This window comes from Conexibacter sp. CPCC 206217, from assembly GCF_030646165.1.
Lineage (GTDB): Bacteria > Actinomycetota > Thermoleophilia > Solirubrobacterales > Solirubrobacteraceae > Conexibacter.
The window spans coordinates 543990-557833 of the sequence record NZ_JAUTDO010000003.1 but is presented as its reverse complement, the minus strand read 5'-3'; the positions used below and the strand labels follow the sequence as shown (position 1 = coordinate 557833).

Sequence of the window (13844 nt, the reverse complement as noted above, 5' to 3'; positions counted from 1 at the left end):
TCCGCTCATGCTGATCCTGATCGTCGGAGCGGGGCGCGTCGGCTCCGCCGTCGCCAAACAGGCACTGGAGGCGGGTCACGAGGTCTCGGTGCTCGACCAGGACCCGCTGTCGCACGAGCAGCTCGACAAGGACCTCGTCGACACGTGGGAGGACGCCGGTGGGCGCTTCACGGTCGGCACGGCACTCGAGGTCGACGCGCTCGTGGAGGCCGGGATCGAGCAGGCGGACGTCTTCATCGCCTCCACCCGCGGCGACAACACCAACCTCGTCGTCGCCCAGATCGCGCAGAAGCGCTTCAACGTCCCGCGCGTCGTCGTGCGCGTCGCGGACCCGGCCCGCGCGGCCTGGTACGCCGAGCAGGGACTGCACACGATCTGCCCGACGCAGCAGGCGATCGACCTCGTGAAGGAGGCAGCTCTTGCCCCGGTGGCCTGAGCACGGCAGCGCCCGCACCGGCATGTACGTGATCATCGCCGGAGCCGGCAAGGTCGGCTGGAACCTCGCGCGCGAGCTGCTCGCGAAGGACCACGAGGTGACGCTGATCGAGGACGATCGCCGCCGCTACCTCGTCGTCGAGCAGGAGCTCGAGCACGCCGTCCAGTACGGCGACGCGACTGAGCTGTGGGTGCTCGAGCGGGCCGGGATCCAGCGCGCCGACCTCGTGATCGCCGTCACCGGCGACGACGAGGACAACATGCTGATCTGCCAGGTCGCGAAGGAGAAGTACCTGACGCAGCGGATCGTCGCGCGCGTCAACAACCCTCGCAACCTGCAGCACTTCAAGCTGCTCGGGATCCAGCCGGCGGTCTCCGCGACCGACCTGATCCTGCGCCTGATCGAGCACGAGGTGCCGCAGTACGGCCTTGTGCAGTTGCTGGCGCTCGAGGGCGAGCGGCTGGAGATCATCGAACTGGAGGTCGTGCAGGGGGCACCGGCCGCGGGCATGCGCGTGGAAGAGGTCCCGCTGCCCGAGGGCGCGCTGATCATCTCGGTGCTGCGCGACGGGGGCGGCTTCGTGCCGAAGTCGGACACTGTCATCGAAGCGGGAGACGAAGTGCTGTTGATCCTCGACCCGGGCCTCGAGTCCGCGATCACGCCCCAGTTCACGCAGAGCGCAGCGGCCGCCTGATGGCCGACCGTCACGTGGCGCACCTGCTGATCGGCGGCGGTCTGGCGAGCGCCTCGTGCGCGCGCTGGCTGCGCGAAGGCGGCGCCGAGGGCGACATCCTGCTGGTCGGCCGCGAGCCGGACCTGCCGTACGAGCGCCCGCCGCTGTCGAAGGAGTACCTCGCCGGCTCCTCGGCTCGCGAGGACGCCTTCTACAGACCGCTCTCGTGGTACGAGGAGCAGCGGATCGAGGTGCTGCAGCGCACGTCGGTCATGAAGCTCGATGTCGAAGCGCGCGAGGCGAGACTGTCGACGAAGGAGGTCGTCTCGTTCGACACCGCCCTGGTGGCCACGGGCGCGAACGTGCGCCGGCTGCCGGTCGACGGCGCCCAGTTGGAGGGGATCTCCTACCTGCGCGCGTTCGGCAACGCCGAGCAGATCCGCGCCGAGGCGGCCGGCAGACGCGTCGTGCTGATCGGCGGCTCCTACATCGGCTGCGAGGTCGCGGCGACGCTGACGCAGCTCGGCGCGCAGTGCACGATCGTGATGCAGGAGGACGTCGCGCTGTCGCGTACGTTCGGTCTCGATGCCGGGCGCTTCTTCCAGTCGCGCCTGGAGGAGCACGGGATCCGTCTTGTCGCCGGCGTCTCGTTGGAGCGCTTCGAGGGCGACGGCGAGCAGGTGCAACGGGTCGTCACGTCGTCCGGCGAGGTGCTCGACGCCGACGCCGTCGTGATCGGCGCGGGCGTGGCGCCGGATGTGATGCTGGCGCGCTCGGCCGGGCTCGCGTTGGACGAGGAGCTGGGCGGGATCGCCTGCGACGAGCGTCTGCGGACCTCCGCGCGCGGGATATGGGCGGCCGGCGACGTGGCCGCGTACGACAGCGTCGTCAACGGCCGTCGCGTGCGCGCCGAGCACTGGGACGTCGCGCTGCAGCACGGCAAGACCGTCGCGCGCTCGATGCTCGGCGAGGACGTCGTGCACGACGTCGTGCCGTACTTCTTCTCCGACCTCGCCGACTGGGCGTCGCTGGAGTACGTCGGGCCGGCGCGCAGATGGGACCGCGAGGTCGTGCGCGGCTCGTTCGAGTCGGGCGAGTTCAGCGTCTGGTACGTCGACGAGGGCCGCGTCGAGGGCGCGCTGTCGGTCGGCCGCTCCGACGACCTCGACCATGCCCGCCGCCTGATCGCCTCTCGCGAGGCGCTCGACGACGTATCCGTCGCGAGACTCGGAGATGCGGCGACGGATCTCGCCCAGATCGGCGCGCGGTAAGGCCGCGCGGCGGGGGTTCGGTGAAGGCGCCCGCCGCCTTCACCGACCCGGCCACCACGGGCCCGGCGCCTGGCCTCCGTCCGGAGGCGGCGACGATCGCTGGTCGGCGCTGCTGGGAGACGTCGACGACCGCCGCTGGACGGCACGGCCGGCGGGGGAGGGGCCGCGGGGCGCTGGCGAGGCCGGCGCCGCGGGCGACGGTCCGCGCGTTGGACCGGGGAGCGGCTTTCGCCGCCTGCCGACGACCGCGGCCGACCTCGCCCGCTCGCGGATAGCGACGATGGCGGTGACGCTGCGCGCGTTCACGCGTGCAGCGGGGGCGGAGGCGGCGATACTGCTGCTGGACCGCGGCGACGGCGGCCAGCCGTTCGTCGTCGAGTGCCCGTTCGAGGGCCTCGCCCTGCTGGCCGAGGGCGAGCACACGGTCCACCTGGACCCGGACCGCCTCTCTGCGGATTCGCTGCCGCTGCCGCCGCTGAACGCCGCAGGCCCGTTCGAACTGGAAGCGGTTCGCGAGCAGATCGACGCGCCGCTTGGTCCCGGTGTTCGGCACGGGATCTCGTCCGAGGCTCGCGGACAAGCGGTCGCGCCCGACGAGATCGAGCAGCTCGCGCGCGCCCTGCGCCAGCTGACCTCGCGCTTCCCCGAGCGCAGCGTCCTCAGCGCGACCTTCCCGACGACAGACCCCGACGTCCCGCTCCACATCGCCGCCCGCACCGGCGACCCCCTGGTTCTCGCCCTCGGCGACGACCAGTTCGAAATGCCGCCGGATTGGCCGGCGTAGCGCGGTACGAGATACAGACGCCACGAGGCATCTCGCGCGCGAAGCGTCTATTCTCATGCCTCGCACGCGTTGCGGGATCGTCTAATGGCAAGACACTCGGCTCTGGACCGGGTAATCGGGGTTCGAATCCCTGTCCCGCAGTGAAGAAGGCCCCGTTCAGCGGGGCTTTCGTCGTTCTGGGGCGAATCGGCGGGAGTGCGCCGTCGGGCCTGTGTCGCGCACTTGACAGAAGGGGTGTCGGCGGGCGAGCGGAGGGCGGGGGCGATCCGCGGGAGTCTGGATCCATCGAAACGGCGGGCACCGGGCTCGCCTCGAAGATCCAGGAGGAAGTCCCATGCGCTCCATCGCCATCACCCGTCCCGCCGCCGCTCTCGCGATCGCCTCGATCACCTTCGCCGGCGCCGCCAGCAGCGCGCAGGCCGCCACGCCGTTCAGCGGTTCTGCCGTCAAGAAGAGCAGCCTGCCGGGCAACCGCGTCAAGGCCAACTCGCTCACCGGCGTGCAGATCAACGAGTCGCGCCTCGGCCTCGTCCCGGCCGCGAAGCTGGCGAACTTCGCCGAGTACGCGAGAGCGGCCGACGCCGCCAAGATCGCCGACGTCGCGAAGACCGCCGGCAGCGCCAACACGGCTGAGACGGCCAGAACGGCCGAGACCGCCAGAAACGCCGAGACCGCCAGAACGGCTGACGTCGCGAAGGACGCGCAGAAGCTCGACGGGCGCGACCACACCGCGTTCATGGCGAACAGCGTCCGCACCGTCTTCCTCACGAGCGCGCAGATCGGCGGCGCGGGCGGCTCTACGACGGTCACCGCATCCTGCAACCCCGACGAGAAGGCGACTGGGGGCGGCGGCGGCTGGCTCCAGGTCGCTGGGAACGCCACAACCGAACTGGACGTCCAGGTGACTGCGTCGGTGCCGTCGCCGCTGGCGCCGGGCGTCAACGCGATGACCGGCTGGACCGTCTCCGGCCGCAACAACAGCGCCTCCGGCCGGATCCTGCGCGCGTACGCGATCTGCGTCCCGAAGGTGGCGCAGCCCTGAGATCGTGGGCGCGGGCTGCCGGGTCCGGCGAATTCCCGGCCGCCCGCGCCCGCGTGGGGCTGCTCAGCGTCCGAACCAGACGGTGACCGGTTCGCGGCGTCCCTTCAGGAACACCTCACCATGCAACTCCAAGCGCTCGGCGGCCAAACGGTCGCCGAGCGCTTCGGCCGTTGCGGCGGCGACGAACAGGCGCGCCGGCGGATCGAAATCGCGCCCGAGCGCCTGCAGCCGGGCCGCGACGTTCGTCGCGTCGCCGATCGCCGCGTACTCGACCCGTCGCTCGGATCCGATCACGCCGGCCATCACCGGCCCCGTGTTGACGCCGATGCCGGCGCTCAACGCTGGTTCGGGGTCGAACGGGCTGCGCTCGGTGGCGAGGTCGGGGTGGGGAGCTGCCGCGCCGGCGAGCGGATCCCGCCCCGCGGAGTCGCCGGCGGGCGTCGCGGCGTCCCCACCCAGCAGCCCCCGCTCCGCCGCCCAGCGGTTGAAGCGCGGCAGCGCGTCGTCGAGGATCGCGCGGGCCGCCGCGAGCGCGCGGGCGGCGTGGTCGGGCTGCGGGAGCGGCGCGCCGAAGACGGCCATCACGCCGTCGCCCTGGTAGGAGAGGACGGTCCCGCCGGCGTCGAGGACCGCCTCGGAGACCAGCTCCAGGTAGCGGTTCAGCAGTCTGATCACCTGCTCCGCGTCGAGCCGCTCGGCGAGCGTCGTGAACCCGCGCAGGTCGCAGAAGAGGACGGTCGCCTCGACGCGATGGCTCTCCAGCGGCTGGTCGCGCGTCAGCAGCTCGCTCGCGACCGCCGGCGCGACGAACCGCTCCAGCTCGACCCGCATCCGCTGCCGCGCGCGCACCTCGACCGTGTACGTCAACGCGACCGCGCCCGCGGTCCCGAGCAGCAGCGCCAGCAACGGCGGCGCGACCGGCACGATCGTCCCGTTGTCGAAGCTCAGCTGCGCGACGCCGTACAGCAGCACCACGCCGGCCGCGCCGGCCGCCAGCGCCAGCAGCAGCGCGCGGCTCGGCGGTCCGCGCACGAGCGTGGCGAGCGGCGCCAGCAGCGCGAAGATCATGACGAGCAGGACCGCGGCTGCGGTCGACGCGTCGTTCAGCGGATAGCCGTCGAGGATCGTCTGGATCGCGTTCGCGTTGATCTCCGGGCCGGACATCAGGTGCCCCGCGGCGACCGCGTGGTAGTCCTGCAGGTTCTCGGCGGTTGCGCCGACGACGACGATCTTGTCGCGCACCTCGTTCCGGTCGAAGCTGTCGTTCAGCACGTCCTCGAACGGGATCTCGGGAACGGTGCCGGCGGGCCCGGCGAAGTCGATCGGGTGGGAGGAGGCGCTCTTCGCGCCGGCGCCCGACGCGAGCACGGCGAGGTGCGGGACGCCGTCGACGCGCGGGTCGAGCTGGCGCATCACGCCATCCGGGTCGACGGGGAAGAGCGCGTAGCCGACGCGGGCGGCGGCACGGCGGCGCAGCAGCGCCGGCAGTACCGCGGGCTGGCCCGTGCGCGTCAGCTCCGAGGTCCCGAGCACGACGCGCGGGTCGGCGGCCGCGACCAGCAGTGCGCGGTCCTCGGCGGGGTCGGACGGTTCGGAGAACTGCACGTCGTAGGCGACCGCTCTGGCGCCCGCGTCCAGCAGCGCGTCGATCGCCTGTGCGTGCAGACGACGGGGGAAGGGCCACTGCCGTCTCAGCTTCGCGAACGTGCTGTCGCCGATGCCGACCACGACCACGTCGCCGGGCGCTCCCTGCGAGCCGCGCACGTCGAAGCGGGCGTCGACCGAGATCCGCTCCAGGCCGTCGAGCACGCCGGTGGCGTAGACCGCTCCCGTCAGCGCGCAGGCGAGCAGGCCGACGATCAGGACGCGCACCGGACGGCTGAGCATCGCGTGAGTGTCGCGCATTCGACACAAGCTCGGCCAGGTCTGCGACAGTCCGCTCTGTCGCTCCGCGCCAAGATTCGGTTCGTGACCCGCTCCCATCGCGCATCTGCTCTCTCCTTGATCGCCGCCGTCGCGCTCGGCGCCGCCGCGGCGCCCGCGTCCTCCGCCGATCGCATCGACACGGTCGCCGGCAGCGGGACCGGCGGCTTCTCCGGCGACGGCGGTTTCGCGATCAGAGCGCTGCTGACCTCGCCGTCGGACGTGTCGCCGTTCACCAGCAGCGAGGGTTATCTGATCGCCGACACCTCCAACAACCGCATCCGCCGGGTCGACGCGGCCGGCGTGATCGCGACGGTCGCGGGCGCAGGGCCGTGCTGTGGGACGATCGAGCCGTACGCCGGCAACGGCATCGCGGCGACCGATCCGACTGTGCGGCTGAACCAGCCGCGCGGGGTCGCTGCGCTGCCTGACGGGGGCTTCCTGATCGCCGACACGGGCAACAACCGCATCCGCCGCGTCAGCGCGGGCGGGATCATCACGAACGTCGCCGGCAACGGCATCGCCGGCTACGGCTCGGGCGACAATGCGACGACGGTCAGCCTCAACGCCCCGCAGGGCGTCGCGGCGCTGGCCGACGGGGGCTTCCTGATCGCCGACTCCGGCAACAACCGGATCGCGCGGGTGCTCCCCGGCGGCGGGCTGCTGGTGACCGTCGCGGGGCTCCCGTCCAACACGCTGCTCGGGGACGGCGGCCCGGCGACCGCGGCCGGGCTCAGAGCGCCGGCCCGCGTCGTGCCGCTCGACGGCGGCGGTTACCTGATCGCCGACACCGGCAACAACCGCATCCGCCGCGTCGGCGCCGACGGCGTCATCACGACCGTCGCGGGCTCGTCGGGCGTGGCTCCGTTCAGCGGCGACGACGGATCCGCGACCGCCGCGACGCTCAACCAGCCCGAGGGCGTAGCGGTGCGCCCCGACGGCTCGATCGCGATCGCCGACACCGGCAACGAGCGCATCCGCGAGGTCAGCGCCGCCGGGATCATCCGCACGATCGCGGGCACCGGGGCGCTCGGCTTCAGCGGCGACGGCGGGCTGTCGACCGTCGCGCAGCTCTCGCACCCGCGCGCGGTCGCGGCAGACGGCACGCGGCTGCGGATCGCCGACTCCTTCAACCACCGCGTGCGCGCGATCGTGCCCGTCCCCGACGCGACGACGGACCCGCCGCCGGGCACGAGCACGCCGACGCCGACGAGACAGGTGCCGCCGGGCGTCGCGCCGCCGGTGCGCGGCAGCACGACCGTCGTCGCGCCCGTCTCCGGCACGATCCTCGTGCGTCTGCCCGGCACGCGCCGCTTCGTCGCGCTCGACAGCGTCAGAGGGATCCCGCTCGGCAGCGAGCTGGACGCCCGCAACGGCCGCGTCCGGCTGCTGTTCACGACGACCAGCGCAGGCCGCAGGGCGAGCGCCGTGGTCGGCGGCGGGCGCTTCATCGTGCGCCAGACCGGCGCGCTGGACCGCGGTCAGCTGCCCGGGACGCTGGTGCTGTCGGGGCCGTTGGAGGGATGCGCTCCAGCCAGCCCCCGGCCGCGCGCGAGCGTCGCGAAGAAGCGCAAGAAGGGGCGCAAGGGACGACGGGTCGACGTCGATGCGGACGGGCGGATCCGGACGCAGGGGAGATACGGCGCGGCGATCGTGCGCGGGACGCGCTGGACGATCGTCGACCGCTGCCCGCGCGATCCACGGCCCGGCACGTTCGTGAAGGTGACGCGCGGCAAGGTCGCCGTGACCGCCTTCGTCCTGCGCCGCACCGTGCTCGTGCGCGCCGGCAGAAGCTTCCTGGCGCCGCCGAGAAGACCGGCGCGAGCGCGCAGAGCGCCGTAGCGCCGGAGCCCGCGGCCGAGCGCGACGGCCCAGCGCGACGGCCAGCGCGACTGCCGGGCGGCGCGGCCCCTAACCGAACCCGCGCGCCCGGCGCTCCAGCGCCGCCGCGTCGAGCAGCGTGGTGCGGCCGCGGGCGAGTTCGAGCGTGCCGTGCTCCTGCTCCTCGCGCAGGACCTTGTTGACGGTCGCGCGCGAGGTGCCGGCGAGGCTGGCCAGCTCCTCCTGGGTCAGCGGGACGCGGGCACCGGCGAGGTTCGCGGAGGCGTCGGACTCGGCGCTTGCGCCGCCGGCACCGTCGCCATACGCGCGCGCCACATCGAGCAGCCGCCGCCGGACACGCGTCTCGGCCGGCAGGTAGAGCGCGTCTACGAGCTGCTCGGAGAGCCTCCGGACGCGGGCGGCGAGCAGCTGGGTCAGCAGCACGTCGGTCTGCGGGCGCTCTCTGCGCAGGCGGCGGAAGTCGATCTCGTGGACGGACAGCGTCTCCGCTCTCTCGAGCGCCGCGACCGTCGCGCTGCGGGGCGCGTCCGGGGTCAGCAGCGACAGCTCGCCGAACGCGTCGCCGGGGCCGACGACGTTGAGCGTCGCGACGTCGCCGAACTCGGTCGTGATCCGCACCGCGAAGCGCCCGGCGCGCACGAAGTGGATGCAGTCGGCGGGGTCGCCCGCGTGGAAGACGACCTCGCCGGCGGAGAAGTGGCGGCGGCGGCCGTGCGACAGCAGCTCCTGCACCTGCTCCGGCGGGGCGCCCGCCAGCAGTGTGAACTCGTCGCGTGCCACGGCTGAACCGTACCGCGCGCTCGGGCGGCATCGGCGCGGCGGCCTCTGCTGACGAGGCCCGCCGCGCCTGGCCGCCCACCGCCCCTTCGACGTACTACGCGGCGATCAGCCCGTGCGGGTCGAGCACGAACTTCTCCGCGGCGCCTCTGTCGAAGTCTCTGTAGCCCTGCGGGGCGTCTTCGAGCGTGATGACCGTCGCGTTGACCGCTCTCGCGATCTGGCAGCGGTCGTTGAGGATCGCTTCCATCAGGCCGCGGTGGTAGCTCATCACCGGGCACTGGCCGGTCGAGAACGTGTGCGACTTGGCCCAGCCGAGGCCGATCCGGATCGACAGCGAGCCCTCCTGCGCGGCCGCGTCGCTGGCGCCCGGGTCGCCGGTCACGTAGAGGCCGGGGATGCCGAGCGCGCCGCCGGCGCGCGTCAGCGTCATCAGCGAGTTGAGCACCGTCGCGGGCGCTTCTCTGCCCGCGTCGGAGCCGTGGCCGTGCGCCTCGAAGCCGACCGCGTCGACACCGCAGTCGACCTCGGGCGAGCCGAGGATCTCCGCGATCTGGTCGCCCGGGTCGCCCTTGGAGACGTCGATCGTCTCGCAGCCGAAGCTGCGCGCCTGCGCGAGCCGCTCCGGCTGCAGGTCGCCGACGATCACGACGCCGGCGCCGAGCAGCTGCGCGGCGTGGGCGGCCGCGAGGCCGACCGGGCCGGCACCGGCGACGTAGACGCTCGAACCGGTCGTGACGCCCGCGGTGACGGCGCCGTGGTAGCCGGTCGGGAAGATGTCCGACAGCATCGTCAGGTCGAGGATCTTCTCCATCGCCTGTTCCTTGTCGGGGAATCTGAGCAGGTTGAAGTCCGCGTACGGGACCATCACGTACCTCGCCTGCCCGCCCGGCCAACCGCCCATGTCGACGTAGCCGTACGCCGCGCCCGGCCGCGCCGGGTTGGTGTTGAGGCAGATGCCGGTCTTGCGCTCCTTGCAGTTGACGCAGCGGCCGCAGGCGATGTTGAACGGCGTCGAGACGAGGTCGCCGACTCTGATGAACTCGACGTCCGGCCCGGCCTCGATCACCTCGCCGGTGATCTCGTGACCGAGGATCAGGCCCTCGGGCGCGGTCGTGCGACCGCGCACCATGTGCTGGTCGCTGCCGCAGATGTTCGTCGAGACGATCCTGAGGATGACACCGTGCCGGCACTCGCGGCCGATGCTGTCGGGGTGCACGCCGGGGCCGTCTCTGAGCGTGAACGTGGGGTAGGGGATCTCCTGCACCTCGACGGTGCCGGGGCCCATGTAGACCACGCCGCTATTGCTGTCCGCCATCTCTCCACTCCTCAGATCGTGCCTGGCCGTACAGGATGGAGCTGCCCGCTCCGGAGTCTCCCAACCCTCTTTAACAGACGATCGGTGAGGCAAATCCTATAGGACCTCAGAGAAGGATTGGAAGGCGCTACGCGGCGGCGTGCTCGGCCCAGTCGCGGTACAGCGACCAGTAGCGCCCGCCCGCGGCGAGCAGCTCGTCGTGCGTGCCCTGCTCGACGATGCGGCCGTGCTCCAGCACGACGATCAGGCCGGCGTGCTGGATCGTCGAGAGCCGGTGCGCGACGACGATCGCGGTGCGGCCGGCGAGCAGCCGCCGCATGCCCTGCTCGATCCGCGTCTCGGTGTGGATGTCGACGTTGGAGGTCGCCTCGTCGAGCACGAGGATGCGCGGGTCGGCGATCAGCGCGCGGGCGAACGCGATCAGCTGGCGCTGGCCGGCGGACAGCTGCGCGCCGCGCTCCCCGACCTCCGTGTCGTAGCCGTTGTCGAGCTGCTCGACGAAGACGTCGGCGCCGACCGCGTGGGCCGCCGCCTCGACCTCCTCGTCGGTCGCGTCGGGCCGGCCGAAGGCGATGTTCTCCGCAATCGTCCCGCTGAACAGGAAGCCCTCCTGCGGCACGATCCCCATCTGCGAGCGCAGCGAGTGCGCGGTCACGTCGCGCAGGTCGTTGCCGTCGACCGTCACGCGCCCCTCGGTCGGGTCGTAGAAGCGCGCGGCGAGCTTCGCGAAGGTCGACTTGCCGGCGCCGGTCTCGCCCACGAGCGCGACCGTCTGGCCCGGCGGTATCCGCAGCCGGACGTCTCTCAGCGCCCACGCGCCGTCCTCGTCGTCGGCGCCGCCGTAGCGGAACGAGACGCCGTCGAACAGCAGCTCGCCGCGGATCGGGCCCAGCTCCCTCGCGCCGGGCTTGTCGGTCAGCTCCGGCTCCTCGTCGAGCAGCTCGAAGATCTTGTCGAGCGCGGCCATGCCGGACTGGTAGGTCGTGTACAGCTGCGACAGCTGCTGGATCGGGTCGAAGAAGTTGTTCAGCGCGGCGATGAAGCCGAACACGACGCCGGTCGAGGTGTTGCCGTTGATCACCTCGATGCCGCCGATCACGAGGATCGCGACCGTCACCATCGCCGACAGCAGCTCGACCGCCGGGAAGTAGGCGGCGTTGAGGTAGACCGTCGTCATGTTCGCTCTGCGGTTGGCCTCGTTGAGGTCGGCGAAGCGGCTGAGGTGGCGCTTCTCCTGACCGAACGAGCGCACGACGCGGATCCCCGACAGCGTCTCCTGCAGGTAGCCGGTGATCGCCGCGATCCGCTCGCGCGTGCGGCGGAAGGCGTCGGCGGATGCGATCCGGAAGGCCAGCGCCCCGAGCGCCAGCAGCGGGATCGCGAGGAACGTGTAGAGCGCCAGCTCGACGTCGAAGATCAGCAGCGTGACGATCACGCCGAGCAGCATCAGCGTCGACTGGAACAACGTCGTGACGCCGTCGGTGACGAGCTGGTCGAGCGCCTGCACGTCGTTGGTCATGCGCGAGATCACGACGCCGGCGCGGTTGCGCGAGTAGAAGCCCAGCGACAGCGACTGGATGTGCTGGAACAGCTGGATCCGCAGGTCCTGCAGGGCACGCTGCCCGACCCATCCGGTCATGTACGTCTGCAGGTAGGTCGCGGCCCAGTAGATCAGCGCGGAGGCGACGAAGCCGACGACGATCCAGTCGAGCGCGGCGACGTCCTTCTGGCGGATCCCCTCGTCGATCGCGAGCTTCGCCAGCGGCGCGGGGGCGAGCGCGGCGCCGGTCGCGAGCAAGAGGCCGAGGAACATCAGCGCGACGCGGCCGCGGTAGGGCCGCAGCAGCACCAGCAGCCCGCGCAGCTTGCGCCCGCGGCCGGAGGTCTGGCGCAGGCGGCGGCGCAGGTCCGCGAGTCGGTCGGCCTCGCTGCCGGCGGTCGTCTCGGGACCGATCGCGCCGGTCGAGAGCGCGCTCGCGCCCTCGCTGAAGCGGCGCGCGTCGACTCTTCTGTCCTGATCGCTCATTGGCCGACGGCCTCCTGGGTCGGAACCAGGTCCGGCAGCCCCTTCTGCGCGATCTCGGCATACAGCTCGTCGCTCTCGACCAGCTCGTCATGGCTGCCGCGCGCGACGATGCGGCCGCGCTCCAGCACGACGATCTCGTCGGCGAGCGAGATCGTGGAGAGGCGGTGGGCGATCACGAACGTCGTGCGGCCGGCCATCACCTCGCGCAGCGCGGCCTTGATCTCGCGCTCGGTCGAGGCGTCGACCGCGGAGGTCGCGTCGTCGAGCACGAGGATGCGCGGGTTCGCGAGCAGCGCGCGGGCGATCGCGACGCGCTGGCGCTGGCCGCCGGAGAGCGTCAGGCCGCGCTCGCCGATCATCGTGTCGTAGCCGTCGGGCAGCTCCTGCACGAAGCCGTCGGCGCGGGCGCGGCGGGCGGCCAGTTCGACCTCCTCGCGGGTCGCGTCCGGCCGCGCGTAGGCGATGTTGTCGTGGACGGTGGCGGAGAACAGGAACGGGTCGTCGGTGACGACGGCGATCTCGCTGCGCAGCGCGCGCGGGTCGACCTGGCGCACGTCGGCGCCGTCGATCAGGACCTCGCCCTCGGTCACGTCGTAGAGCCGCGGCAGCAGCGACACGAGCGCGGTCTTGCCGGCGCCGGTCGCGCCGACGAGCGCGATCGTCGTGCCGGCCTCGACGACGAGGTCGACGTCGGACAGCGCGCGCTGCCGCGCGCCCTCGAAGGCGAGCGAGACGCCGCGCAGCTCGACGCGCCCGTCGCCCGGCGGCAGCGGCCCGGCGTCGTCGGGCACGCTCATCGCGGGCGCGCGGTCCAGCAGCTGGAAGATGCGCGCGCCGGAGGCGGCCGCGCGCTGGGAGGCGCCGAGCAGGTAGCCGAGCGTGCGCATCGGCGAGATCAGCAGCAGCAGGTAGGCGTAGAAGGCGGTGAACTCGCCGACGGTGAGCGTCCCGTCGATCACCTGGCGGCCGCCGACGAAGAGGATCGCGGCGAGCCCGAGGTTCGGCAGGAAGCCGATGAACGGGGCGTAGAAGGCCTGCAGACGGGTGGCGATCATCGACTGCTCGAAGACGCGCGCGACGCGGTGGTCGAAGCGCTCCTGCTGGCGCTGCTCGCGCGCGAACGCCTTCACGACGCGCACGCCTGAGACGTTCTCCTCGGCCTCGGCGGTCAGCTCCGCGATCCGCTGCTGGACCTCCTGGTTGGCCGGGCGCGAACGGTGGCCGAAGCGGAACGCGATCAGCACGACGAACGGGACCGGCGCGAGCGCGATCGCGGCCAGCCCGGGCTGCAGCAGGAACATCGCGATCCCGGCGAGGATGATCGTGAAGAGCGCCTGGCCGATGAAGATCAGGCCGTAGCCGAGGAAGAAGCGGACCGCCTGCAGGTCGACGGTCACGCGCGACATCAGCTGGCCGGTCTGCTGGTGGTCGAAGAAGCCCAGCTCGAGCGACTGCAGGTGGCCGTAGAGCTGCTCGCGCAGGTCGTACTCGACCGCGAGCGAGACGCGCCCTGCGACGAGCCGACGCGCGACGCTGAGCGCGAGCCGCAGCAGGCCGGCGACGCCGACGCCGACCGCGAGCCAGATCAGCTCGGTGCGGTCGCCGCTGTGCGTCGAGTCGATCGCGCGGCCGGTCAGCCACGGGATCGCGACGGTCGCGACCATCGCCGCGGCGGCAAAGGCGAACGACACGAAGACGGCCCGTCGATAGGGCCGCAGGAATCCGAGAAGTCGCCTGAACCTCAGCATGCTT

The 13844-nt window shown here is 72.3% G+C and carries 11 protein-coding genes and 1 tRNA gene; 7 read left to right on the top strand and 5 right to left on the bottom strand.

The genetic code is table 11. The features are described from left to right. The first annotated feature begins 7 nt into the window (after positions 1-7). The 6 genes from Q7L65_RS10910 to Q7L65_RS10885 all read left to right on the top strand — a co-directional run bounded on the left by Q7L65_RS10910 (position 8) and on the right by Q7L65_RS10885 (position 4206). The gene (locus Q7L65_RS10910) at positions 8-436 is read left to right on the top strand and encodes a TrkA family potassium uptake protein (RefSeq protein WP_304721102.1); all 429 of its coding nucleotides are present in this window, start codon (positions 8-10) and stop codon (positions 434-436) included. After that, on the top strand, positions 420-1130 hold the full coding sequence (locus tag Q7L65_RS10905) for a TrkA family potassium uptake protein (RefSeq protein WP_304721101.1): 711 nt from the start codon (positions 420-422) through the stop codon (positions 1128-1130). The genes Q7L65_RS10910 and Q7L65_RS10905 overlap by 17 nt, the downstream gene beginning before the upstream one ends. Beyond that, positions 1130-2380, top strand: coding sequence for an NAD(P)/FAD-dependent oxidoreductase (locus tag Q7L65_RS10900; RefSeq protein ID WP_304721099.1), 1251 nt, complete (start codon positions 1130-1132; stop codon positions 2378-2380). Before Q7L65_RS10905 ends, Q7L65_RS10900 begins: the two co-directional genes overlap by 1 nt. A 280-nt stretch (positions 2381-2660) precedes the next feature. Next, entirely contained in the window at positions 2661-3164 is a 504-nt protein-coding gene (locus tag Q7L65_RS10895; RefSeq protein WP_304721098.1) for a hypothetical protein, read from the top strand. Positions 3165-3234: 70 nt separating this feature from the next. Further along, positions 3235-3305 (top strand) — tRNA-Gln (locus tag Q7L65_RS10890). A gap of 193 nt (positions 3306-3498) precedes the next feature. Further along, positions 3499-4206, top strand: a complete 708-nt coding sequence (locus tag Q7L65_RS10885) for a hypothetical protein (RefSeq protein ID WP_304721097.1) — start codon at positions 3499-3501, stop codon at positions 4204-4206. 63 nt (positions 4207-4269) lie between these two features. On the opposite strand, the gene Q7L65_RS10880 is transcribed toward Q7L65_RS10885, so the two are convergent. Next, complete coding sequence (locus Q7L65_RS10880) at positions 4270-6093, bottom strand: adenylate/guanylate cyclase domain-containing protein (RefSeq protein ID WP_304721096.1); 1824 nt, start codon at positions 6091-6093, stop codon at positions 4270-4272. 114 nt (positions 6094-6207) lie between these two features. Here Q7L65_RS10880 and Q7L65_RS10875 point away from each other — a divergent pair, with 114 nt between their 5' ends. Beyond that, positions 6208-7971 carry a hypothetical protein gene (locus Q7L65_RS10875; RefSeq protein ID WP_304721095.1) on the top strand — a complete coding sequence of 588 codons (1764 nt, stop codon included), beginning with the start codon at positions 6208-6210 and terminating at the stop codon, positions 7969-7971. 69 nt (positions 7972-8040) lie between these two features. On the opposite strand, the gene Q7L65_RS10870 is transcribed toward Q7L65_RS10875, so the two are convergent. The 4 genes from Q7L65_RS10870 to Q7L65_RS10855 form a co-directional block, all read right to left on the bottom strand. Then, positions 8041-8751, bottom strand: coding sequence for a Crp/Fnr family transcriptional regulator (locus Q7L65_RS10870; protein ID WP_304721093.1), 711 nt, complete (start codon positions 8749-8751; stop codon positions 8041-8043). A 94-nt stretch (positions 8752-8845) separates the two neighbouring features. Next, positions 8846-10066, bottom strand: coding sequence for a formaldehyde dehydrogenase, glutathione-independent (gene fdhA, locus Q7L65_RS10865; RefSeq protein WP_304721092.1), 1221 nt, complete (start codon positions 10064-10066; stop codon positions 8846-8848). A 127-nt stretch (positions 10067-10193) separates the two neighbouring features. Next, on the bottom strand, positions 10194-12092 hold the full coding sequence (locus Q7L65_RS10860) for an ABC transporter ATP-binding protein (RefSeq protein WP_304721090.1): 1899 nt from the start codon (positions 12090-12092) through the stop codon (positions 10194-10196). Continuing rightward, positions 12089-13840, bottom strand: coding sequence for an ABC transporter ATP-binding protein (locus Q7L65_RS10855; RefSeq protein WP_304721088.1), 1752 nt, complete (start codon positions 13838-13840; stop codon positions 12089-12091). The genes Q7L65_RS10860 and Q7L65_RS10855 overlap by 4 nt, the downstream gene beginning before the upstream one ends. Positions 13841-13844: the final 4 nt, after the last annotated feature.